At 66.9% G+C, this 22,952-nt stretch carries 17 protein-coding genes and 1 riboswitch; of the genes, 6 read left to right on the top strand and 11 right to left on the bottom strand.

Annotated features, from left to right (window positions below):
* Window positions 1-11: 11 nt before the first annotated feature.
* From AACH06_RS19315 to AACH06_RS19325, 3 genes are all read right to left on the bottom strand, one after another.
* The gene (locus AACH06_RS19315; RefSeq protein WP_341427398.1) at window positions 12-704 is read right to left on the bottom strand and encodes an ABC transporter ATP-binding protein; all 693 of its coding nucleotides are present in this window, start codon (window positions 702-704) and stop codon (window positions 12-14) included.
* The gene (locus tag AACH06_RS19320; RefSeq protein ID WP_341427399.1) at window positions 697-1,968 is read right to left on the bottom strand and encodes a lipoprotein-releasing ABC transporter permease subunit; all 1,272 of its coding nucleotides are present in this window, start codon (window positions 1,966-1,968) and stop codon (window positions 697-699) included. The genes AACH06_RS19315 and AACH06_RS19320 overlap by 8 nt, the downstream gene beginning before the upstream one ends.
* A 388-nt stretch (window positions 1,969-2,356) precedes the next feature.
* The gene (locus AACH06_RS19325) at window positions 2,357-2,941 is read right to left on the bottom strand and encodes a hypothetical protein (protein WP_341427400.1); all 585 of its coding nucleotides are present in this window, start codon (window positions 2,939-2,941) and stop codon (window positions 2,357-2,359) included.
* A 285-nt stretch (window positions 2,942-3,226) separates the two neighbouring features.
* Between AACH06_RS19325 and AACH06_RS19330 the strand changes: the two genes are divergently transcribed.
* On the top strand, window positions 3,227-4,543 hold the full coding sequence (locus AACH06_RS19330; protein ID WP_341427401.1) for a hypothetical protein: 1,317 nt from the start codon (window positions 3,227-3,229) through the stop codon (window positions 4,541-4,543).
* Window positions 4,544-4,547: 4 nt separating this feature from the next.
* On the opposite strand, the gene AACH06_RS19335 is transcribed toward AACH06_RS19330, so the two are convergent.
* Window positions 4,548-6,452 carry a sensor histidine kinase gene (locus AACH06_RS19335; protein ID WP_341427402.1) on the bottom strand — a complete coding sequence of 635 codons (1,905 nt, stop codon included), beginning with the start codon at window positions 6,450-6,452 and terminating at the stop codon, window positions 4,548-4,550.
* A 129-nt stretch (window positions 6,453-6,581) separates the two neighbouring features.
* A riboswitch (cyclic di-GMP riboswitch) is annotated at window positions 6,582-6,678 on the bottom strand.
* Window positions 6,679-6,777: 99 nt separating this feature from the next.
* Between AACH06_RS19335 and AACH06_RS19340 the strand changes: the two genes are divergently transcribed.
* The 3 genes from AACH06_RS19340 to AACH06_RS19350 all read left to right on the top strand — a co-directional run bounded on the left by AACH06_RS19340 (window position 6,778) and on the right by AACH06_RS19350 (window position 10,217).
* Window positions 6,778-7,728: a hypothetical protein gene (locus tag AACH06_RS19340; RefSeq protein WP_341427403.1), complete on the top strand. Its 951-nt coding sequence runs from the start codon at window positions 6,778-6,780 to the stop codon at window positions 7,726-7,728.
* A 17-nt stretch (window positions 7,729-7,745) separates the two neighbouring features.
* Window positions 7,746-9,467 (top strand): single-stranded-DNA-specific exonuclease RecJ, encoded by a 1,722-nt coding sequence (gene recJ, locus AACH06_RS19345; RefSeq protein ID WP_341427404.1) that lies wholly within the window; start codon window positions 7,746-7,748, stop codon window positions 9,465-9,467.
* Between the two features lie 117 nt (window positions 9,468-9,584).
* Window positions 9,585-10,217 carry a hypothetical protein gene (locus AACH06_RS19350; RefSeq protein WP_341427405.1) on the top strand — a complete coding sequence of 211 codons (633 nt, stop codon included), beginning with the start codon at window positions 9,585-9,587 and terminating at the stop codon, window positions 10,215-10,217.
* A gap of 25 nt (window positions 10,218-10,242) precedes the next feature.
* Here AACH06_RS19350 and AACH06_RS19355 read toward each other — a convergent pair whose 3' ends face one another.
* The 7 genes from AACH06_RS19355 to AACH06_RS19385 form a co-directional block, all read right to left on the bottom strand.
* Window positions 10,243-11,337, bottom strand: a complete 1,095-nt coding sequence (locus AACH06_RS19355; protein WP_341427406.1) for an ABC transporter ATP-binding protein — start codon at window positions 11,335-11,337, stop codon at window positions 10,243-10,245.
* Between the two features lie 3 nt (window positions 11,338-11,340).
* Window positions 11,341-12,714 carry a GH1 family beta-glucosidase gene (locus tag AACH06_RS19360; protein ID WP_341427407.1) on the bottom strand — a complete coding sequence of 458 codons (1,374 nt, stop codon included), beginning with the start codon at window positions 12,712-12,714 and terminating at the stop codon, window positions 11,341-11,343.
* Window positions 12,715-12,754: 40 nt separating this feature from the next.
* Window positions 12,755-13,585, bottom strand: a complete 831-nt coding sequence (locus tag AACH06_RS19365; RefSeq protein WP_341427408.1) for a carbohydrate ABC transporter permease — start codon at window positions 13,583-13,585, stop codon at window positions 12,755-12,757.
* Window positions 13,575-14,522, bottom strand: a complete 948-nt coding sequence (locus tag AACH06_RS19370; protein WP_341427409.1) for a carbohydrate ABC transporter permease — start codon at window positions 14,520-14,522, stop codon at window positions 13,575-13,577. The genes AACH06_RS19365 and AACH06_RS19370 overlap by 11 nt, the downstream gene beginning before the upstream one ends.
* 14 nt (window positions 14,523-14,536) lie before the next feature.
* Window positions 14,537-15,787, bottom strand: coding sequence for an ABC transporter substrate-binding protein (locus AACH06_RS19375; protein ID WP_341427410.1), 1,251 nt, complete (start codon window positions 15,785-15,787; stop codon window positions 14,537-14,539).
* A gap of 134 nt (window positions 15,788-15,921) precedes the next feature.
* Window positions 15,922-18,309: a TonB-dependent receptor gene (locus AACH06_RS19380; RefSeq protein WP_341427411.1), complete on the bottom strand. Its 2,388-nt coding sequence runs from the start codon at window positions 18,307-18,309 to the stop codon at window positions 15,922-15,924.
* Window positions 18,310-18,570: 261 nt separating this feature from the next.
* Entirely contained in the window at window positions 18,571-19,635 is a 1,065-nt protein-coding gene (locus AACH06_RS19385) for a LacI family DNA-binding transcriptional regulator (RefSeq protein WP_341427412.1), read from the bottom strand.
* Between the two features lie 216 nt (window positions 19,636-19,851).
* Between AACH06_RS19385 and AACH06_RS19390 the strand changes: the two genes are divergently transcribed.
* Window positions 19,852-20,937 carry an RNA methyltransferase gene (locus AACH06_RS19390; RefSeq protein WP_341427413.1) on the top strand — a complete coding sequence of 362 codons (1,086 nt, stop codon included), beginning with the start codon at window positions 19,852-19,854 and terminating at the stop codon, window positions 20,935-20,937.
* A 126-nt stretch (window positions 20,938-21,063) separates the two neighbouring features.
* Window positions 21,064-22,890, top strand: a complete 1,827-nt coding sequence (locus AACH06_RS19395) for a DUF885 domain-containing protein (protein ID WP_341427414.1) — start codon at window positions 21,064-21,066, stop codon at window positions 22,888-22,890.
* Window positions 22,891-22,952 lie beyond the last annotated feature (62 nt).

A 22,952-nucleotide genomic window follows, 5' to 3' on the forward strand; every position in this document is an offset into this window, starting at 1 on the left:
ACCGCACCATCTCAGGCGACCGTCAGGCGTCCGGCATCCAGGCGCACTTGTCGATCGCAGCGCGCGGCCAGCGACGGGTCGTGGGTCACCAGCACAAAGGCCAGCCCCCGTTCACGCGCCCGGCCCAGCATCATGGCGAAGACCCGATCGGCGGTATCTCGATCCAGGTTGCCCGTGGGCTCGTCGGCCAGCACACACGCCGGGTCCGCCACCAGCGCCCGCGCCAGTGCCACGCGCTGCCGCTCGCCGCCAGACAACTCACCTGGCCGATGCAGCACCCGCTCAGCGAGGCCCACCTCGGCCAGGGCCGCGCGGGCCCGCTCGTGTGCCTGAGGCACGGACAAGCGGCGGATGCGCAAGGGCATCGCCACGTTGTCCAGCGCGCTGAACTCAGGCAGCAGGTGGTGGAACTGGTAGACGAAGCCCAAATGCTGGTTGCGCCAACGGCCCTGCTCCGCGGCATCCATCGCGTCGAGCCGCCGGCCCATCAGCGTGACGCTGCCGCTGCTGGGCGCGTCAAGAGCGCCCAGCAGGTGCAGCAAAGTGCTTTTGCCCGAACCCGATGCGCCGACGATGGCCAGCGTTTCGCCACGATTCACCACCAGGTCGACACCGTGCAGCACCCGTACATCGAGCGGGCCTTCGGTGAAGCGCTTGGTCAGGCCCTGCGCCATCAGCACAGCCGACGATGCCACGTCACTCATAGCGCAACGCCTCCGCCGGGTTGACGCGGCTGGCGCGCCAGCTGGGGTACAGCGTCGCCAGGAACGCCAGCACCAGCGAAATCAGCGCGATGGGGAGGATGTCGGCCATCTGCGGGTCGCTTGGCATGCGGTTGATCAGGTAGATGCTGCTGGGCAGGAACGCCACGCCCAGCGCCCGCTCGATGGCGGGCACGATGGTGCCGATGTTGAAGGCAATCAGCAGCCCCAGGCCGGTACCGGCCAAGGTGCCGATGATGCCCGAGGTGGCGCCTTGAACGACGAAGATGCCCATCACCGAGCGGGGGCTGGCGCCGATGGTGCGAAGAATCGCGATGTCCGCACGCTTGTCGGTCACCGTCATCACCAGCGTGGACACCAGGTTGAAGGCCGCCACCGCGACGATCAGCGTGAGGATGATGAACATCATGCGCTTTTCGATCTGGACCGCGTCGTACCAGGCGGCGTTGGTGCGCGTCCAGTCGCGCACACGCACCTGCGGCCCGAGCGCCTCGGCCAACCGCCAGCCGACCTCACGCGCCTCTTGGACGTTGGCGAGCTTCAGTTGCACCCCGGTCGGCCCCTCGGTGCGAAACAGCTTGGCGGCGTCGTCGATGTGGATCAGCGCGAGCCCGCTGTCGTACTCGTAATGACCGACGCTGAAGACCCCGGCCACGGTGAACTGCTTGAGACGGGGCTGCACGCCGGCGGGCGTCACCTGCCCGCCCGGGGTGATCAAGGTGACCGGGTCGCCCACCCTCACCCCCAACGATCGCGCGAGCTCGGTGCCCAAGACGATGCGCCACTGCCCGGGAACAAGCTGGGCGAAGGTGCCGTCGGCTTGAAGCTTGGCGGCGAGATCGGTGATCTCGCTCTCCGCAGCCGGCAGCACCCCTCGCACCACCGCACCCCGCATGTCCTCACCGCGGGCCAGCAGCGACTGCACGGCAATGAACGGCGCGGCGGCCCGAACAGCCGGGTCTTCCTTGGCCCGTTTGGCCACGGCCGACCAGTCCGGCAGCGCCTCACCCTGCGGCTGCAGGATTTCCACATGGGCCACCGCCGAGAGCATGCGGTCGCGCACCTCCTTCTGGAAGCCGTTCATCACACTCAGCACCACGATCAGGGCCATCACGCCCAACGCAATGCCGATCACGGAGACAAAAGAAATGAAGGAGATGAAACCGTTGCGACGGCCGGCACGACCGGCGCGCGTGTAGCGCCAGCCGATCTGCCATTCGTACGGCAGCGCAGAAAGAAGACTCATGGTGCCGGCATGCTACCCGGAGCGAACTGCTCCAGCTTGAACGGCGGCGCCGCGGGGCTCGCGCCGCGCGGGCGGCGCGGGCGGGCAGCCGCGACATCGCACGCCCAGGGGCCCTGGCCGAGCCCGCATCGCATGTCACCTTGGCCTCGGCCCCGGAGCCGAACGGCGACCGGCGTGGTTGGGTTGGCCGACGTCAGGAAACAGCTCCACCCATCAGACAACTCAGCGTTCAACCTGCCGACAGGCCGTCAGGGCGCACCACCGCCTCTGCCGGCCGAAGAGACCGCCCCAGAGCATGATTGATCCATCGTGCCGGGCGAAAAGAAAATATATCTACCCCGCCGGAGTATCAAAACCACCATATTCCGGCGGGAAGCAGACTTGGAAGTCAGTCTGCCTGGCCTGTCGAGAGATTATCGATCGTGAAGATCTCGTTGTTTCCCATCAGGCCCACACCGCCCCCCACCGCCGCGCCAAAATCGTACTTGAACGAGTATTCGGGGCTGCCGTCCTTGTTGGTATCGATGTCGATCGACGCCATCGTACCCGTCGTCTGCATCGTCACCCGGGCCTTCTTGAAAGCGGTGAAATCCCCCGCCATGGCGGTGAAGCAGGTTCCGGGAACGTCGATATCGCTCATGATTGTCGGCTCGAAGCAGACCACCTCGATCATGTCGCTGGCATTGGTGCGGAACTTGACCGATGCCTTGCCCACGAACAAGCCGGCATAGTGCCCCACGTCCTTGCCGGTGGCGGCGATGGTGGCCACCGCTCGGGTGTCGGCCGCTGCGGGCGTGTATTTCATATACGCCAAGCCGGCCACGAACTTGTGATTCGAGATTCGGGCGCGGTCACCGATCAGGGAAACCCATTTGGTGCCCAGATCGGTCCGGTTGAAATTATCCGAAGCTGCGAAGGCGGGGACAAGGCTGGCGCACAGAACAACACCGACGGTCAATTGAGACAGATTCATGGAGAGCTCCAACAGGGAAGTTTTTGATATGCCGCTGAATCGGGCGAAGTCAGTATTTCATTGGGGCCGTCCGCCCATCAGCCCCCACAAACTAGGGGCCTGGTTGTGGTGAAGTGACAAGGCCAGAAATTTGTGGCAAGCGACCCGCCCCAAAACCACGCTGGCGCAACAGGCCATCACGGCGCTTACCTATTGCCATATTTGGCCGCATCAGACTGGGGTAGCTTGAACCCCCTGGAGAGACGTGCTCTCCGTGGTCCATTCCGACAGCATCGTGTCGTCTTGATGCTGCCGGCATTTGCGGAGGCGGCATCGGTGGTGCAACAGATCCCACAAGAAATCACCCACGCGATCGAATCAGACGACGAACCGTCGCCCACGGCGCCCTCCAACACGTCACTGGCGGGCTTCAGCTACCTGGTCGACGTGCTCAGCCGAGCCGAAGGGGCCAGGCCACAGCGGCGCGCCGCGGCCCGGCCGCCCGGAGAAGAGGCCGACGGCGACGAAGACCCGATCGCGCAGGCCATGAGCCTGGCCAACGAGGGCCGTTTCAGTGAATCCATGGCACTGTGCGCGCGCCACCGGCCCCATTGGTTGGCCACCGCCAACGTCGAACGGCTGGGGCAGTGCGACTTCCTCATCCTGCGGGGCCACCAGAGCTCAGGGCGAGCCCGAGACGCGGTGGAGGCCGGGTTCCGCGCGCTGAACTGGTTCGAGTTCTTCGACCAGCCTCCCACCCGCCTGTACACCTGCGGCCTGCTTGCGCTGGCGCTCGCGTGTGTCGGCGATGCGCCCAAGGCGTTCGAGATCTTGAATGTCGGCAAGCGGCTGTTGCCGGCCATGGAAGCCGGCAGCCTCTACACCGCGCTGTTTTTCTCCTATTCCGGGTCGACGCTCTGGGCCTGCGGCCAGTTGCCAGAGGCTGCCGCAGCTTTCGAGCAATCGCTGCAGCACCTGGATTCCGCCAAGGAGCCCACCCGCCACCGGATCGTGATGCAGAACCTGCTGTCGACGCGGCTCCAACTGGCATTCGAGCAGCCCGACGGGTTCGATCATGCCCAGGTCCATGAGATGCTGGTGACCTACCGCGAATACGCGGAGCGTGACCGCGCTGCGGGTCATCTCGTGTCACTGGCCCGGAATGCCCAGTTCATCGGCGATGCGTATTGGCAGTTGGGGCAGTTGGAGGATGCGCGGGTCGCGCTGCTGGGCGGTATCCAGGCGGCCGAGGCGGCCAAATCCGGGCCGGACCGGGGCATGCTTCTGTGGCGCCTGGCGCGCCTCGATCGCCTGCAAAACAACCACCGCAGTGCGTCGACTGCGCTGGCGCTGTCCATCGAGCTGTTGGAGCAGAGCCAACAACTGCGAGAGCTGGCCGCAGCGCACCTGGAAGCCGCTGCACTGCACGAGGCGCGCCTGCATTGGCACGCCGCCGTGGCCTCGTTGCGCGAGCATCTGCGCATCCGCGACCGCGTGCAGAAATCAGAGGTGGAAGCACGGATGTATTCGCTGCGCGTGCAACTGGACGTCGCCCAGGAAGGCGCCGCGTTCAAAGAGACGCTGGGCCACCCGAGGCCGATGCGGAACACGCCTCAGTCGTGAAGCTTCACCACAGGCCCAGTTCGTCACACCGCGCCAGGCCGATGCTGAAGGTGCTGCCCTGGCCAGGCTGGCTCCGAACAACGATCTGCCCGCCCATCTGCGCCATCAACAGCTTGACGATCACCAGGCCCAGCCCGGTGCCTGGCACCCGCGAGTGGCGCGGCAGACGTTGAAACGGCTGGAACAGCTGCTGGATCTCGCTGGCGGACAGACCTTCGCCTTCATCGCTGAAGTCGATCCAGAGCTGATCGCCCACGGCCCGGGCTGCCACCACCAGCCTGCCACCCGCGCGGTTGTATTGGCATCCATTGCGCAGCAGGTTCACCAGCACTTGTTCCAGCCGCTTGGCGTCAGCGCGAACCCACAGCGCGTCATCCGGCCAAGCCGTTTCGATGGTGACCCCCATGGCCTCCCGCCAGGGCTCGACTTGTTTCACCGCCGACTCCCACAGCGCCGCGAGGCCCACCGGCTCGCTCTGCACACTGAACTGGCCGCTGTCGATGCGGGTCACGTCGAGCACATCGTCAACCAGCCGAAGCAAATGCTGCCCCGCTGAAACGATGTGCTGCATGCGCTCGGCAGCGCTGGCGCTCAAGGGCTCGCGCTCTTCGGTGAGCATCAACTGCGAGAACCCCAGCACAGCGTTCAGCGGTGTCCGCAATTCGTGGCTGAGACGGGAGAGGAACGCCATGCGCGCCCGGGCCGCTCGCTCGGCCGCGGCCACCTCGATGCTTCGCTGCGTGCGCTCTTCGTCTTCGCTGACATCGTGCACCACCCCCACCACACGCTGCACCCGCCCCGCGTCATTGCGCTGCTCGTAGCCCACCGTCTCCAGGTGGCGAATGTCACCGTCCGGATGCTTCACCCGGCATCGAAAGCGAAACGGCAGCGCGTCGAGACGCGCGCGATCCAGTGCCAGCCGCATCGCTGGAATGTCCTCGTCCAGCAGCGTTCTTCTCAGTTGGTGCCGTTCGAGCGAGCGGCCCCCATCACCCGCGTCCAGGCCGAACAGCGCACAGCATCGCGCGTCCAATCGGTACAGATCGTCGGCAGCTCGCCATTCGAACAGGCCGATGCCGGCCACTTCGGCCGCCATCGACCAGCGCTGGTGCGCCTCTAACCATTGGCGCCTTTGCCGCTCGTTGCGCTGCAGGGTGCGCCGAGCCGGCAAGACGACGGCCATGCCCAGCGCCAGCGTGAGGGCGACCAGCGTCAGTTGAAAGCCCCGCTGCGTGCCCCGAGAGGCGACTCCGAGCGCTTCGGAAAAGCGCGTCTCCTGTTGCAGCAGGCGGCCCTCCAACTGGTCGAGCACCACGTCCAGGCGAGCCAGCTCGGCATCGCCGAATCGCCCGCCGCGATCCAGTCGCGAACGCACGTCCTCACCCACCGCTTGCAACTCGTCGATGAGCGCGTCGCCTTCGCGCCAAGCCCGCACCGCATCGCGCAGCAAAAAGGTGTCGCCAAAGGCACGGTAGAGCCAGATCAGGCTGTCGACATCGTCGGCGTGGTTGCCACCGCGCAGCAGGCCTGCCCGGGCCCGTTCAAGGTCTGGCTCGTCGGCCTCCATGGCCCATCGCGCCTCGCGGTCGCCCAAAGGGGCATCGAGGGCCTGCTCGAAGCCCCGGTAGGCCGCCGGTGAGCCGGTCGCGGCATACAGCCGCAACTGCGCCATCGCCGCGCCTCGGCCCTTGGACCAGTGGCTTTCACCGCCGACGAAGGCGCGCACCGCCGACAGCATCTGATAGCCGCCCATGCACAGGCCGAGCAGCACGACCATGACCACGACAAAAGGCACCAGCACCCCGGCGGCGATCGGACAGCGCGCGGCCGACGGCACCGCGCTGGCCGTTCCGAGCGAAACACTCGGTCGGCGCCCGATGCCCGAAGCCTCCGCCTGCTCGAGACGCATCCGCAACTCCCTGTCGTCGTGGCAGGGCTGACCTGCGCGCCGCGGGGTCTGTGCTGCCGAAAGGGGGCCGTACGAACCGCGAGAAGGCGGTCAAGAACGTGGCACCGTTACCGGTCCACGCCTCTGGCGCATGGCAACCCCGCTGTCCGCGGCCCGCCGGGTGGCGAGCCGTGTGGATCGGTGGCTTTGCGACCCCGGCTTTCGCGCGGGTGTGCCCTGGTCATGGCTGATCTGCGGACAAATGTATCGGAATGCAAATGGATGCGCATCCCCCCTTCACGGGTGATGGCGCCGCCTCGACACAGCAGACACCGATAATTCACGGATGCACTTGGTGCTTCCCTTTGCCGCCGCCCTGTCGCCCGCCGCGGGCCAGGCCCTCTCCACCCTTCAATGGCCCCACCTGGAACGCCTGCTGGCGCGGCTGACGCCCTCGCATCGCGACGAGGGCGATGAGCTCAGCCTGAATCCGCCGCACGAACGCGTGCTGGCGCGTGCCTGGGGCTGGCCCGTGGGCGAAGACGGCCTGTTGCCGTTCGCGGCCCGGTCAGCGCGGCGTGACGGCCTGACCGTGCAGGCGGACGACCAGGGTTGGGCGTTGTTGAGCCCCGCCCACTGGCATGTGGGCACCGAGCAGATATCGCTCGCCGATCCTGCCGCACTGGGGCTGGACAACGCGCTGTCACGCCTTCTGTTCGACCAGTTGAGCCCGCTGTTTGCCGACGACGGCTGGCAGTTGCTGTGGGGCGCGCCCTCGCGCTGGTACGCGCGCCACCCCAGCCTGGCCACCCTGCCCAGCGCATCGCTCGACCGGGTGATCGGCCGCAATGTCGATCTCTGGCTCGGCAGCCACGCCGGCGCTCGCCTGGTGCGCCGCCTGCAGGCCGAAGCGCAGATGCTGCTGCATCAGCACCCCCTGAACGAAGCGCGCGAGGCCGAAGGCCTGCTGCCTGTCAATTCGTTCTGGTTGAGCGGCACCGGGGCGACGCCCGCCGAGCCGGGCACCGCGACGGACGCGGCCGTTCGGATGGACGACCGCCTGCGCGGCCCCGCGCTGGCCGAAGACTGGACGAGTTGGGCCGAGGCCTGGGCGGCACTCGACGCCGGCCCGGTTGCCGAAGCGCTGCGGCAGGCCGAAGCAGGCCAGCCCGTGCAGATCACCCTGTGCGGCGAGCGCCACGCACAGACCTTCTCGCCGGCCGAGCGCCCCTGGTGGCGCCGCGGCCTGCTGGCCCCCCGGCGCGAAGATGTCGCGCCCTGGCTCGCCCATCTCTGACCCCCGCTCTTCACACCATGGTCACACCCCGACTCACGCTGCGTGATGCGCCGCCGCGCACGGTCTTCGCACTGGAGCAAAGCGGCGTGCACCCCTTGCTCGCTCGCCTGTTTGCAGCGCGCGGCGTCAAGAGTGCCACCGAGCTGGAGGACGGCCTGGCCCAGCTGCTGCCGCCGACCCAGCTTCGCGGCAGCAGCGAGGCCGCGCAACTGCTGGCCGACGCCATCGAGCAAGGCCAGCGCATGTGCGTGGTGGCGGACTACGACTGCGACGGCGCCACCGCCTGCGCCGTGGCGCTGCGCGGCCTGGCGATGCTGGGCGCGGCCCCCGGCACGCTCAGCTACATCGTGCCGGACCGCCAGGTGCATGGCTATGGCCTCACGCCCACCATCGTCGACCTCGCCCGGGCACAACAGCCGGACGTGCTGATCACGGTCGACAACGGCATTGCCAGCCACGCGGGGGTGGCCCATGCGCGCTCCGTCGGCATGCGGGTGGTCGTCACCGACCATCACCTGCCTGCACTGGTCGATGGCGCCGTGCAGTTGCCGGAGGCCGACGTGATCGTCAACCCGAATCAGCCAGAGTGCGCGTTCGGCAGCAAGTCGCTGGCGGGTGTCGGGGTGATGTTCTACACGCTGCTCGCGCTGCGCGCCGAATTGCGCCAGCGTGGCCGCTTCGACGCCGCCAGCCAGCCGCGGCTGGACGCGCTGCTCGATCTGGTGGCGCTGGGCACGGTGGCCGATGTCGTCAAGCTCGATCCCAACAACCGGCGGCTCGTCGCGCAGGGCCTCAAGCGCATCCGCGCGGGCCGCATGCAGCCTGGCGTGGCGGCCCTCTTCGCCGCGGCCTCGCGCCGCACCGAGACCGCCTCTGCCTTCGATTTCGGCTTTGCTCTCGGCCCGCGCATCAACGCGACGGGCCGGCTGTCGGACATGACGCTGGGGATCGAGTGCCTGACCACCGACGACGCCGAGCGCGCCACCGAGCTGGCGCGCCAACTCGACGCCATCAACCGCGAACGGCGTGATGTCGAGGCCGGCATGCGCGAGCAAGCCGAGGCCTTGCTGGACAACCTGATGCCCGAAGGCACGCCGCCACCCGCCGTGGTGCTGTTCGACCCGGATTTCCACGAAGGCGTGGTCGGCATCGTGGCCGGACGCATGAAAGACCGGTTGCACCGCCCCACCTTCGTCTTCGCGCTCGGCCACGATGGGCTGCTGAAGGGCTCGGGCCGCTCGATCCCTGGCTTTCATCTGCGCGACGCGCTCGATCTGGTCAGCAAGCGGCATCCCGGCGTGCTGAAGAAGTTCGGCGGCCACGCAATGGCCGCCGGCTGCACGCTGACCGAAGCGGATTTCGACACCTTCGATGAAGCGCTTCAGCTCGTGGCGCAGGAATGGCTGCAGCCCGAGGCCCTGGCGCGCACGCTGGCCACCGACGGACCGCTGGCGCTCGAATACTTCAACGCCGACACCGTCGCCAAGCTCGACGCCCAGGTGTGGGGCCAAGGGTTCGAAGCCCCGGTGTTTTGCGACGAGGTGGAGGTGATCCAACAACGCCTGGTCGGAGAGAAGCACCTGAAGCTGCGGCTGAAGCACCAGGGACAGCTGCGCGACGCCATCTGGTTCGGCCACGCCGACCCCTTGCCGGTCAAGGTTCGACTGGCTTACCGGCTCAGCCTGGACGAATTCCAGGGTCAGCAGCGGCTGCAGATGGTGGTGGAAGCCGCGGTTTGACGTCAGGCCCAGGCCGCGCGCTGAAGCTGGCCTGGTAGCCCAACCTCGACGCTTATGCGGCCCTGATGCGGGGCGCGCCAGAATTCGGGCCCCCGAGATGCCGCCGCCCTGGGCCCGATGACCGAGATCCTGATTCACCACGCCCTCGACCTCGAGCAACCGACCGACCAGACCGCATTCGGCGGGCGCCCCTCGGCACCGGCCGGTCAACTGGCGTGGCCGCACTGCCGCCACTGCGGCGGCGCGATGCAATTCCTCGGCCAACTGCGCGTGGACGATGCCGACGGCCAAGACGCCGCCCTGGTGCTGCTCTTCATGTGCCGACAACGACCGGGCATGTGCCACCAGGCCGAAGCCGAGGGCGGCGGCAATGCCGCCATCGTCGTGCCCGCACGCGATCTGGCGCTGGTGGACCCGCCCCCGGGCAGCAAGACCTTGCGTGCCACGCGCTATGGCGCCACCTTGCTCGCCGCGGAGGAAGCCCCGGACTACCCCAGTGCCGCGATGGGCTGGGCCGAAGCCACCGGTCGCGATGTGCGGCAGGTGCTGGGGCAATGGGGCGGCACCGCTCACTGGGAAGAGCTGGACGAGACACCGATCTGCGGCGGCTGCGGCCACAAGATGCCGTTCCTCGCACTGCTCGAACAGGGCCCCGACCGAAAGACCGAAATGAACTTCGGCGGCGGCTGGGCTTACGTGTTCCGCTGCGGCTGTTCGCCGCAACGCGCCAAGCTGCTGCTGCAGTGTTGACAGCGCGGCAGAGAGCCGCGCCGGTTCAGGCCAACACGCCCACGTCCACCCGCCGACCTTCCGCATCGAACGCCAACAGATGCTCAGGCTCGGCCGCGAGCCGCACCTGGGTGCCCCGCGCCGGCGCCACCACCGTGCCGCCGAGCTTGAGCGACAGCGGTTCCGGCAGACCCTGCAGGCTCACATAGGCCACGCTCGTGTCACCCAACTGCTCGACGGTGTCCACCTCGCCTTGCAGCGAGAAGATGGTTTGATCGTCGACCAGTTGAAGATGCTCGGGCCGCACCCCCACGGTGGCCACTCGGCTGGTGGCCACGCCTTGTGACGCCGGCCACCGCAGCGAGCCCCCCGGCACTTCGAGCGCCGACTCGGCAGCGCCTTGGACCGGGAGGAAGTTCATCCGCGGCGAGCCGAGGAAGCCCGCGACGAACCGATTCGTCGGTTGCCGATACACCTGCATCGGCTCACCGATCTGCTCAATGCGCCCCTGGTTGAAGACAGCAATGCGGTCGCCGAGCGTCATCGCCTCGACCTGATCGTGGGTCACGTAGACGATGGTGGTGCCAAGGCTGCGGTGCAGGTGGGCCAGCTCGATGCGCATCTGGGTGCGCAACGCCGCGTCGAGGTTCGACAACGGCTCATCGAAGAGGAACACCTTCGGTTCGCGCACGATCGCGCGGCCGATCGCCACCCGCTGGCGCTGGCCGCCCGACAGTTCACGCGGCAGGCGGCCCAGCAGGGCAGAAAGCTGCAGACGCTCGGCCGCGCGCTGCACCGCCGCATCGATCTGCTGGCGCGAGTGGCCCGACATGCGCAGACCGAAACCCAGGTTCTGAGCCACCGTCATGTGCGGGTACAGCGCGTAGCTCTGGAACACCATCGCCACACCTCGATCGGCCGGCGGCAGATCGGTCACATCGGTGTCGCCGATCCAGATGCGCCCGCCGGTCGGCTCTTCCAGCCCGGCCAGCATGCGCAGCGTGGTGCTCTTGCCGCAGCCCGACGGGCCCACGAGCACCATGAACTCACCATCGGCGATCTGCAGATCCAGGCCCTGCACCACCGGCGCAGCAGCGCCGGGGTAGGTCTTCGCGACGCCCTCGAAGCGAACGGCCGCCATCGCTCAAGCCTTGGGCGATTCGTGGCCGACGCGCTGGGCCTCGATGAAGGCCCGGTACCAGTGGGCGCTGTCCTTGGCGGTACGCGTCTGGGTGGCGTAGTCGACATGGAACAGGCCGAACCGCTTCACATAGCCCGAGTTCCACTCGAAGTTGTCCAGCAGGCTCCAGTAAAAGTAGCCCCGCACGTCGACGCCCAGTTCGACCGCCTTGGCGAGCGCGGCCAGGTGCTCGCGCAGATAGGCAATCCGCTCTGCATCAGGAATCCGGCCGTCTGCATCGATGCGATCGGCGTTGGCCATGCCGTTCTCGGTGATGTAGATCGGGGGCGGTGAATACTCGCGGGTGATGCGCACCAAATGCTGCGTCAGCGCCTTCGGATAGATCTCCCAGCCCATGTCGGTGAAGCCCTGCTGGCCCGGTGCGGGCACCTTGGGCTCTTGCGTGCTGATGTAGCTGCGGGTGTAGAAGTTGACCCCCAGGAAATCCAGCGGCTGGGCGATGTCGGCCATGTCACCCGGCTCGATGCGGGGCGCATCGGCACCCAGGTGCTCGATGACATCGGCCGGGTACTGGGCGCGGAAGACCGGGTCCATGTACCAACGCACGTTGAGGCCGTCGTCCAGCCGGGCGGCACGACGGTCGGCCTCCAGCTCGGTCGCCGGGAACGCCGGCGTGTGGTTGAGCACGATGCCCAGCTTCGTGCGCGTTTCGGCCCGCATCGCCTTGATGGCTCTGCCGTGCGAGAGCAGCAGGTGGTGCGAGGTCTGCATCGCTGCCGCACGGTTCGTCTGCCCGGGTGCGAACTGCGCCGTTTCGTAGCCCAGGGTGGCCACGCACCAGGGTTCGTTGAGGGTGGCGATGGTCTCGAGTCGATCGCCGAATCGGCGCGCGATCTCGGCCGCGTAATCCACGAAGTGGGGGACGATTTCGCGAGAGGGCCATCCACCCAATTGGGTGTGCAGCGCGAGCGGCAGGTCCCAGTGGTAGAGGGTGGCATGCGGCGCGATGCCGGCTTCCAGCAGGCTGTCGATGAGGCGGTCGTAGAAGGCAAAGCCCGCTTCGTTCCATGCGCCGCGGCCCAGCGGTTGAACGCGCGGCCAGGCGAACGAGAACCGGTACGCCTTCAGGCCCAGCCACTTCATCAGCGCCACGTCGTCGCGGTAGCGGTGGTAGTGGTCACAGGCCACGTCGATGTTCGAGGCATCGTTGATGCGGCCGGGTTCGCGGCAGAACGCGTCCCAGATCGACGGACCCTTGCCGTCGAGCGCGCCGGCGCCTTCAATCTGCGCAGCGCTGGTGGCCGAGCCCCAGACGAAATCAGGGCCGAAGGCCGCGCGGCTGGCCGCGGCGGCGAATTGCGTGTCGTTCGAGTTCATTCGTCTGTTTGGCAACGAAGGACAGAGATGGCCGTGTGCGTCAACCGCGCACGGCACCGGAGGTCAAGCCCGCGACGAGCCGCCGCGCGCTGAAGAAAAAGGCGATCAGCAGGGGCAGCATCGCGATGGCGCTGCCGGCCATCAGTGCGCCCCATTCGGTGTTGTTGGGGCTTTGCATCGAGCGCAGCGCCAAGGGCAAGGTGTAGTTCTCGGCCGAGCGCATCACCACCAGCGGCGCCATGAAGTTGTTCCACGACGCGATGAAGGTGATCAGGCCCAGCGTGCCCAGTGCCGGCTTCAGCAGCGGCAGCACCACGCTCCAGAAGATGCGGAACTCGCCGCAGCCGTCCATGCGGGCGGCATCGAGCAGGTCTTTCGGAATCGCCGATCCGATGTACTGGCGCATCATGAAGATGCCCAGCGCACCCGCGGCCGCCGGCACGATCAGCGCACGGGGCTGATCGATCCAGCCGATCGCATCCATCACCATGAAGCTCGGGATCATGTTGAGGAAGCTGGGCAGCATCATCGAGCCCACGACGACGGCAAACAGCGGCTTCTTGAAGCGGAAGTCGTAGGCGGCGAAGCCATAGCCGGCCAGCGCGCAGAGCATCAGGTTGAGCGCCGTCGTCATCCCCGCCACATACAGGCTCATGCCCAGGTTGCGCCAAAAGGGCAACCGCTCCTGCAGCAGGTCGATGTTGTTGAACAGCGCCGAGCCGAACCAGACCGGCGGGGGCGAGTTGAAGATCTCCGTGCGCCCATGGGTGGCGAACACGAAGGTGAACCAGAACGGGGCCATCAAGAGCACCGCGCCGGTGCCCACCATGGCCCAGGCAGCCATCGAGACATTCGAGGTGCTACGCCTCATGCTGCCCTCCGGTGCGGCCGAACAGCCGGCTGTTGCCCCAGGTGAGCGCCGCAATGATCAGGAACAGCATCCACGAGACGGCGGAGGCGGTGCCGAAGTCGCCGTCGCTGAAGGCGAGCCGGTACATGAAGATGGCACTGGTCATCACCGATTGGCTGACGCCCTTCTCGGGGTCGACCAGGATGAACGGCTCTTCGAACAGCTGCAGGTTGCCGATGATCGTCAGCGTCACGGCAAAGAAGATCATCGGCTTGAGCAGCGGCAAGGTGATGAAGCGGAACTGCTGCCAGCTTCCCGCGCCGTCGAGCGTGGCGGCTTCATACAGCTCGTTGTCGATCACCTGCAGCGCCGACAGATACAGCACCACGTTCCAGCCCAGGAAGCGCCAGAAGATCACGAACGCCACCGAGGGTTTCGTCCAGGTGGCGTCCCCCAGCCAGTCGATCTGCGTGCCCAGCAGCGCGTTGATGACGCCGTAGTCCTTCGAGAACAGCGTGCTGAAGATCAGCGCGATCGCGACGCTGGAGGTGATGTAGGGCACGAAGTACGCGGCCACCACCGCGTTTCGGCTGCGCTTGAGGCGCCGATGGATGAAGTAGGCCAGCGGCAGCGCCACCAGGTGCTGGGGCACGCCGGTGGCGAGTGCGAACCAGAAGGTGTTGTAGAGCGAACGGTGGAACCACGGGTCGGTCGCCGCGAAGACGTAGTTCTCGAAGCCGACCCAACGCATCGACTCCAGCCCCGCCGCCGGGTCCCACTGGTGCAGCGAGAGCCAGATCGAGAACAGCAGCGGGAACACGCCGAACACAGCAAACAGCACGAAGAACGGCGCGATGAACAGGTACGGCGCCCAGCGACGCGCACGCCAGGCCGCGCCGGCTCGGCGCGCCGGCAACGCCGGTTGAACGGGATGGGCGGTAGACAACGCGCGTTCCACAGCGGCCTCCTCGGTCAGCGGCGGGCGCGCCGCTCGATCAAGGCCTTGGCATCGGCCAGCGCCGCGGGAATGGCCTTGCCCTCGGCGACCACCTTCTCGAACTCGTCGCGGATCACGTCGGTGGCCATCGCGTCGTACTTCGTCACCGGCGTGGCGGGCACCTGCGCCGCGATCTCGCGCCACAGCTTGCGGGCCTGCTGGCCACCCAGGAACGCGATCGGTTCGTCCATCACCGCGTCGTTCTGCGCTTCGATCAGGGCAGGAAAGGTGTCCAGCACTTTCAGCGAGTTGAGCTGGATCGTCTTGTTGGTCGTCATGAAACGGATGAAGTCCCAGGCTTCCGCCTTGTGCACCGCCTTCTTGGGGATCGAGTAGAACGAGCCGCCGTAGCTGCCGGCCTGCCCCCCCGGCAGCACCGCCGAGCGCCACAAGCCCTTGGTGTCCGGTGCGAGCCAGTTCTTCAGGTGGCCCGTGAGCCAGGCACCCATCATCTGGCTCGCGATGCGGCCTTGCTTGAAGCCGGCGGACCAGTCGTTGGTCCACGGCTGCACCTTCGCATCGAGCCCGGCCTGGCGCGCGGCGCGGCCCAGTTCAAAGGCGCGCACGAAGCGCGGGCCGTCGACCAGCGGCTTGCCCTGCGCATCGAAATACAGGCCCTCGCCGTCCTTCAGGCCGGTTCTCAGCACGATGTCGCGGATGTCGGCGGCATCGGCCAGCAAGTAGGCGCCGGTCTTCGCCTTGATCTTGCGGCCCGCTTCGATGAAGCTCTCCCAGCTCTTGGTGAGATCGGCTTCGGTGACACCGGCCTTCTCGGCCAGGTCTTTTCGGTACAGCAAGGTGCCGGGGCCGATGTCGGCGGGCATCGCCGCCAGATTGCCCTTGCTGCCGGTGGCTTGGGCAAAGGTGTACTTGACGAACTTGTCGCGCAGCGTTTGCGCGTTGTAGGGAGCGGCGTTGAGGTCTTCCAACCCGCCACTCTCGGCGAACTTGCCGATGAACCGGAAATCCACCGCCATCACGTCGGGCAGGCCCGAACCGGTGGCCAGTGCGGTGGTCATCGCGGTGTGGTGATCGCCGTATTGCAGTGAGACGATCTTCAGCTCCACCTTCGGGTACTGCTGCTGAAAGCTCTCGACCGCGGCCTTCGAGGCACGATCCAGATCCGGAAAGGTGGCCACGGTCAGTGTCGTCTTCTGCGCGATGGCGGCACCAGCGGCCATCACGAGCACGGCACTCACCGCGCTGTGCGCGAACAAGCGGTTCATCCTCGAACTCGACGAAGTGATTCGATATGGAGCCGACAAAAAAAGACCCGGCGCCGACTTTGAGAGGAGGCGGGCGCCGGGTGAATGCTCGGCGTTCGGAGGTCGGGGCCGCATCAGGCCGGCCCCGCGGGCGATCAGAAGCGATAGCCCATCTTGGCGCCGTAGGTGCGTGGCGGGTTGTAGAACGACGTCCAGGCGGTCCCGTTGACCCATGAAGCGTCGGTCTTCACATGCTCGTCAGAGGCGTTGACCACGAAGCCTTCCAGGAACCAGCGGCCCTTGGGCTCTTCGTAGCGCAAGCTCAAGTCCACCGTGGCGTAGGCGTCTTGGTAACGCGCATCCGGCGTGGCGCGGGCGGCCGCCGAAGCGTTCGGGCTGATGTCGCCGAACGGGCCCAGCTTGGTCCGCGTCTGGTAGTGCACCTGTGCACGGGGCACCACCAAGCCACCGCCGGGCATGGTGAAGTCGTGCTCGTAGGCGAAGGTGGTCGAGAAGGTCGGCGCGTGCGGCAGCTTCTCGCCCTTCAGGTTCTGCGCGTTCGCTTCGTCGCCACAGTTGAGCAGCGCCGAATCGCAGGTCAGGAAGTCGTCGTACTTGGCATCCAGGAACGAGACGTTGCCGCTGAACCGATCGGCCTTGGTCAGGCGCCAGCTCCATTCGGCTTCGACGCCGCTGATCGTCGCCTTCGCAGCGTTGCTGGTCACCAGCTGCTGTTGGCGTCCACCGGTGCCATCGTCACCCGTGTACTCGATCGAGCTGACCTGCATGTCCTTGTACTTCATCATGAAGGCCGCGACGTTGATCGCCAAGGTGCGATCGAACAGCTCGGTCTTCGCACCGATTTCGTAGTTGGTCAGGAACTCGGGCTTGTGACGACGGCCGCCATCGGACAGGCCGCCGGACTTGAAGCCGGTCGAGATGGTGGCGTAGGTCAGCAGATCCTTGCTGGGCTTGAATTCGACGCGGCCCAGGTAGGTGCTGGCCGTGTCTTCGGTCTTGCCATCGTTGTGGCCGCCGCCCGGCCAGGTGCCGTAGTCGGGTGCCGGCAAGGCGTCGTCGTAGTCGCTGTTGCAGGTTTCGCGGTTGACCGGGCCGCCGGGGCCGATCAGGTGGCCGCCCGTGGCGATGGTGGAGCCGAAGTTCGGGCACACCCAGTTGCGGCCGCCTACGTCTTGCTTCTTCTCCTTCGTGTGGCGCGCACCGGCGGTGACCGCCCATTCCTTGTTGAACTTGAAGGTGCCCTGGCCGAACACGGCGTTGGACGACAGCGTGCGCTTGGGCTGGATGAACGACATCGCCCAGGCCACGTCGGTCGGGTCCTTCGGGTCGACGATGATCGGCCCGGTGGTGCCGACAACCGGCGTTTGCGAGATGTCGATGTCGAAGCGGATCTTGTTGTCTTCGTTGATCGAGAACAGACCCGCAATCCACTGGAACGGGCCTTCGTCGGTCGACTTCAGGTTCAGTTCGTGCGTGTTGTTGTCGAAGCGAGACCACTCGGTGCGGTGCTCTTGCTTGAAGCCCGGCGTGACGCCTGCATCGTTGTCGCTGGCATTGGTGCGCGACATGCTGCTGATGCTGCCGATGTAGCTCAGCTCGATCGACGGCGTGATCGCCCAATCGATGCGGGTGCGGAAGGTGGTGTTGTCCTGGTCGAGGGCCCCCGGGGTGTCGATCAAGGCCGAGTTCCACTTCTCGCCCGAGCGCGGCGTCTGCATCAGCGAGACATTGCCGGTGCCTTGGTCGCGGTAGTACTCGAGGGCGGTCGTGGTGCGCAGGTTCTCGGTGATGTCCCAGACCAGCGTCGTGCGGATGCCTTGCTGGTCGGTGGCGCCGTACTTGCGGGCACCGGGCTGCACATAGGAACGCTCTTGGTATTCAACCCAACCATCTTGGCGATCGGTGATCGCCGCGATGCGCAGCGCGGCCGTCTCGGCCAGCGGCACGTTCATCGCGGCCTGGATGCCGATGTGGTTGCGGTCGCCGACAACGGCACCGAACGAAGCGCTCGAATCGCCGAACTTCGGCTTGGCCGTCACCAGGTTCACCGAACCGGCTGTCGCGTTACGGCCGAACAGTGTGCCCTGCGGGCCACGCGCCACTTCAACGCTGGCCAGGTCATACATCAGCACCGTGGCGCCCTGCGGACGCGGCGAGTAGACACCGTCCACATGGAACGCCACCGCCGGGTCACCCAGCTCGGTGTGGTTGGTGGAGCCGACGCCGCGCAGGAAGACGTGCACGCCACCCGAGTCGCCATGCTGCTCCACGCTGAGGTTAGGCACCAGCGCCTGCATCGTGGACAGGTCCTTGACCTGCGCCTTTTCCAGGTCCTTGCCCGAGAAGGCTGTCACCGCCAGCGGCGTGTCCTGCACCAGCGTCAGACGCTTGGTGGCTGTGACGGTCACCTGATCGACCGATCCCGTGTCGCCTGCCGGCTTGTCCTGCGCCAACACCCCGGCGCCGGAGAGAACGGCAACCGGCACCAGGCCGGCCACCACATGCTTTCTGCTGATCACCACCGTGTCTCCTTCTTTCATGTCGTGGCTACCGGCTGGCATCGCAGCCGGCCAGCGGACCGCGGTTGCCATTTGTCCATCACGGCAAAATGACAACGTTGTCTAAGCTGGTGAAACGAATTCTGACAACGCTGTCATCGACCGTCAAGACGACGCAACTCCGGGTCTTCCCGAGTGTTTGTGCCGAGGTGTCGCGACGGCCGAGCGGCCCGTCTCAGAGGTGGTGGATTCGCGTGGACGCCTGTGCGCGCAGGCCCGGCGCAGTCAACGACGGGCTGCCGTCGGTCGGTGCGCGCGCGATGCCAGCGCGGCTGTCGAATCACGCGGCACCAGGCGGTGCGGCAGCACGCGGCCACCGGGCGTCGCCTCGTCGCCGCCGGCCGCTGGTGTCACCAGCATGTCCACCGCCACACGGGCCATCTCTTCGATCGGCTGCCGAACGGTGGTCAACGGCGGCCACACGAGCGAAGCGGCCGGTGAATCGTCGAAGCCCGCGATCGACAACTCGCCCGGCACCTGCAGGCCCAGCCGCTGCGCCGCCGACAGAACGCCGAGCGCCATGTCGTCGTTGCTGGCAAACACAGCCGTCGGCCGCCCCTTCTGCCCGAGCAAATGGTGCGCACCGGCAACGCCGCTGGGAAAGGTGAAGTCGCCCTGGTAGACCAGCGCCTCGTCGACCGACAGGCCCGCCGCCTCCATGGCGAGCTTGAAGCCCTGGTAGCGCAGCTCGGAAGCGGCCTGATCTCGCGCACCGCGGATGAAGCCGATGCGCTCGTGGCCCAGCTCGATCAGCAATTGCGTCACCTCCTGGGCCGCGTGGACATCGTCCATGCGCACGGTGAGCAAGGCAGGGTCGTGATCGCCGGGCGAAATCAAGACGGTGGGTGTGCCGCTGTCGGACAGCACTTTCAGCACCTGCGGGTTGTCGCATAGCGGCGGGGTGAGGATCATCCCGTCCGGTCGCAGCGCCGCGACCATGCGGTCGACTTGCGTTTCGATGTCCGGCGCCTCGTTCTCGATCGACTCGACGACGAGGTGATAACCCGCCTCGCGGCAACGCACCGCAGCGCCCTTCTGAACCCCACCGACAAACGCGGCACTCGGGTCGTAGTACAGCAGGCCGATCAGGAAGCTGCGCGCCCCGGCCAGGCTGCGGGCTGACAACTTGGGGCGGTACTTCAGCTGCGCGACGACCGCGAGCACTTGCTCGCGCGTCTGCTCGTGCACACCCGCCTCGCGGTTGAGCACGCGTGACACGGTCTTGATCGACACGCCGGCTTCACGCGCGACGTCAATGATGGTGGGTGCGGACGATGCTCGGCTGCTCACAGGGGCCAGTCCTCCGGTAGGCTGAGGGCCCCGCACTGTGCCACAGCCGACGGTCGACCGCACCCCGGGCGTGCGCGCATCGGGACCTTATCGATGCGGCATCTGCATGCATCTGCTGCGCAAGGCACGCCGGCCCGTACCGCGCCACACGCGACAATCCGCCCTGTGGCCGGCAGATCGCCGAACCGTCGTGCCACGTCTCGATTTGCTGCTGCCATGGCCGTACCTCTCACCGTTTCCCCCCTTGCCCACCTGCCCGCGTTGCGCGAGCGCCTTCGCGCCCTCGGCGCCCTGCCTGCCCATGAAGAGCGTGTGCTGCGGCTGTGGTCGAACGCGATGCCTCAAGACAGCGGCCGCCGCCGTCTGGAAGACTTCATGCCGCAAAGCCTGCGCCGCGCGCTGCCCGCCCTGGAGGCCGAGCTGCAGGCCCTCGGTCGGGTGCAGTCGGAGCATCCGGCTGAAGATGGCTCGGCCCGGTTGCTCGTTGAGCTGGGGGACGGACAGACGGTGGAAAGTGTTCTGCTGCCGCGCGACGGCGTCTGCATTTCCAGCCAGGTCGGGTGTGCGGTGGGGTGCCGCTTCTGCATGACCGGGCGCGATGGCTTGCTGAGGCAAGTGGGCAGCGCCGAGATGGTGGCGCAGGTCGCGTTGGCTCGTCAGCGCAGACCGGTCAAGAAGGTGGTCTTCATGGGCATGGGCGAGCCCGCACACAACCTCGACAACGTGCTGGATGCGATCGAGCTGCTGGGCACCGCAGGCGGCATCGGGCACAAGCAGCTGGTCTTCTCCACGGTGGGTGATCACCGGGTCTTCGAGCGGCTGCCACAGGGGCGGGTGAAACCCGCCCTGGCCTTGTCGCTGCACACCACCAAACCCGAGCTGCGCGAACAGCTCCTGCCTCGCGCGCCGCGCATCACACCGACCGAACTGGTGGAGCTGGGCGAACGCTATGCCCGGCAGACCGGGTACCCGATCCAGTACCAATGGACGCTGCTCGAAGGCATCAACGACGGAGACGACGAGATCGATGCCGTGCACGAACTGCTGCAGGGCAAGTACGCCATCCTCAATATGATCCCCTACAACCAGGTCGACGGGCTGGACTACCGCCGCCCGAGCTGGGAGCGTGCCGCCGAGATCGCGCGGACACTGCACCGGCGCGGCGTGTTGACCAAGCTGCGCCAATCGGCAGGGCAGGATGTGGAGGGCGGCTGCGGGCAGTTGCGTGCCCGTGCGGCCTCAGCGGCGCCCATCCGAATCCACCGCACAGCAGGCCCCGCGCCCTCGGCACCGTCGACCTGACCCACGGCTCACTGCGTCGCAGCCCTGCACGATTCACCCCGCGAATCGCGCGTTCCGTCGCACCACCGCTGATCGTTCGCCGCCGAGCCGGCAACATCGACAGGCTCTACCCACGAGGAGACTTGAATGCTGAACCGACGTGACTGGGCCAAGCGCGCTGCAGCCGTGGCCTCCGCGGCCACGTGGCCACAGGCCTGGGCCGCCGACACCCCCGCCCCGAATGCCAGCTTGTCATCGGGCATCACTTCGCCCGTGCTGGCGGACATTGCGTCCCGTTACTTTGCGGATCAACTGGAACTCAACCCGTTGCAAGGCTCCGCCACGCTGGGCGGCCCGAAGTACGAAGGACGGATGGCGATCACGATCTCGCCGGAGCATCAGGCCGCCACCCTGGCCCTGGATGAGCGCGTCAAGCGAGAGCTCGCCGCGCTACCGTTGGAGCCACTCTCCGCGGACGATCGCCTCACCCACGAGCTGCTGAGCCGCGAAGTGCAGCTGTCGATCGAAGGCAGCGCCTTCCCCGACCATCTGATGCCGATCGACCAATACGGCGGCATGCCGGTGGCGCTGTCGAACTGGGCCGGCGGAGACCAGCTCCAGGCGCTGAAGACGCCGACCGACTACGTCAACTACCTCAAGCGCCTGCGCCGCATCCCGGAGTTCAACCAGCAGGCCATCGTCAACATGCGCGAGGGCGTGGCGCGCGGGTACACCGTGCCCCGGCCGCTGGTGCAATCGGCACTGCCGATGCTCAAGGCGTTGACCGCGCCGAAGCTCGACCAATCGCCTTTCGGCGCGGCGCTGCGGGCGATGCCGGCGGGCTTCGACCCGGCAGACCGGACTCGCATCACGCGCGAATACGTGCAGGCCTACGAGAAGGACATCCGCCCTTCGATGCTGGGGCTGCTCGCCTTCCTGCAGGGCCCTTATCTGCGCGCCTGCCGCACCAGCGCTGGCATCTCGGCCATTCCGAATGGAGAGGCCTACTACGCCTACCTGGTTCGGCTGCAGACCACCACCGACATGGCGCCGGACCGCATCCACGCGCTGGGCCTGACGGAAGTCGAACGCATCCATGGCGAGATGGCCAAGCTGCAGCGCGGCTTCGGCCACAAGGGCTCGATCAACGAGTTCCTGAAGTGGCATGAGGCGCAACCCCGTTTCAGGCCCTTCCGCAGCTGGGACGACATCCTCACCGCCTACTACGCGCTGAACGAACGGGTCACGCCGCAACTGCCCCACCTCTTCGGCAAACTTCCGAAGCAACCGCTGCAGATCCGCGCGATACCCGAGCTTCAGCGCGCCACGACGAGCCCCTACTACAGCGCGCCATCACAAGATGGGTCGCGTCCGGGCATCTTCTTTGTCGGCGCACCCACCACGCCCGACAAGTACAACAACTCCGAGATGACCTCGCTGCTGCTGCATGAAGGGCAACCCGGCCATCACTTCCACACCAGCTTGCAGTTCGACCTGCCGCTGCCCGCGTTCCGCCGCTTCGGCTGGAACGACGCCTTCGGTGAAGGCTGGGCCTTGTATTCCGAGACCCTGGGCCACGAGATGGGGCTGTACGACGACCCCAACCAGCATCTGGGGCACCTGAAGATGGAGTTGCTGCGGGCCGTGCGCCTGGTCACCGACACCGGCCTGCATGCGAAGGGCTGGACACGCGAGCGCACGATGGACTACATGGTCCGCAACGAAGGCATCACCGCGGCGCAAGCCAAGCAGGCCACCGAGCGGTACATGGCGTCGCCCGGCCAGGCGCTGGCCTACAAGATCGGCGCACTGAAGATCCAGGAACTGCGGCAGAGGTCGAAGCAACAACTGGGCGAGCGCTTCAGCCTCTCGGCCTTCCACGACCGCGTCCTCTCGCAAGGCACCCTGCCGCTCCAGGTGCTGGAACGTCAGATCGATGGCTGGATCGCTTCACAGCGCCCGGCCACCGCCTGATCAACCGCGTTCCCCAAAGAACTGCGGCCCGGGGTGTGAGCCCCGGGCCGCTTCTCTTTGCC

Origin of the sequence: Ideonella lacteola, from assembly GCF_038066555.1 — a bacterium.
Classification (GTDB): Bacteria; Pseudomonadota; Gammaproteobacteria; order Burkholderiales; family Burkholderiaceae_C; genus Ideonella; species Ideonella lacteola.

Coding starts and splice junctions, on each gene's coding strand:
- AACH06_RS19315 (WP_341427398.1), bottom strand. CDS start 704: ATGAGTGACGTGGCATCGTCGGCTGTGCTGATGGCGCAGGGCCTGACC.
- AACH06_RS19320 (WP_341427399.1), bottom strand. CDS start 1,968: ATGAGTCTTCTTTCTGCGCTGCCGTACGAATGGCAGATCGGCTGGCGC.
- AACH06_RS19325 (WP_341427400.1), bottom strand. CDS start 2,941: ATGAATCTGTCTCAATTGACCGTCGGTGTTGTTCTGTGCGCCAGCCTT.
- AACH06_RS19330 (WP_341427401.1), top strand. CDS start 3,227: ATGCTGCCGGCATTTGCGGAGGCGGCATCGGTGGTGCAACAGATCCCA.
- AACH06_RS19335 (WP_341427402.1), bottom strand. CDS start 6,452: ATGCGTCTCGAGCAGGCGGAGGCTTCGGGCATCGGGCGCCGACCGAGT.
- AACH06_RS19340 (WP_341427403.1), top strand. CDS start 6,778: ATGCACTTGGTGCTTCCCTTTGCCGCCGCCCTGTCGCCCGCCGCGGGC.
- recJ (WP_341427404.1), top strand. CDS start 7,746: ATGGTCACACCCCGACTCACGCTGCGTGATGCGCCGCCGCGCACGGTC.
- AACH06_RS19350 (WP_341427405.1), top strand. CDS start 9,585: ATGACCGAGATCCTGATTCACCACGCCCTCGACCTCGAGCAACCGACC.
- AACH06_RS19355 (WP_341427406.1), bottom strand. CDS start 11,337: ATGGCGGCCGTTCGCTTCGAGGGCGTCGCGAAGACCTACCCCGGCGCT.
- AACH06_RS19360 (WP_341427407.1), bottom strand. CDS start 12,714: ATGAACTCGAACGACACGCAATTCGCCGCCGCGGCCAGCCGCGCGGCC.
- AACH06_RS19365 (WP_341427408.1), bottom strand. CDS start 13,585: ATGAGGCGTAGCACCTCGAATGTCTCGATGGCTGCCTGGGCCATGGTG.
- AACH06_RS19375 (WP_341427410.1), bottom strand. CDS start 15,787: ATGAACCGCTTGTTCGCGCACAGCGCGGTGAGTGCCGTGCTCGTGATG.
- AACH06_RS19390 (WP_341427413.1), top strand. CDS start 19,852: ATGGCCGTACCTCTCACCGTTTCCCCCCTTGCCCACCTGCCCGCGTTG.
- AACH06_RS19395 (WP_341427414.1), top strand. CDS start 21,064: ATGCTGAACCGACGTGACTGGGCCAAGCGCGCTGCAGCCGTGGCCTCC.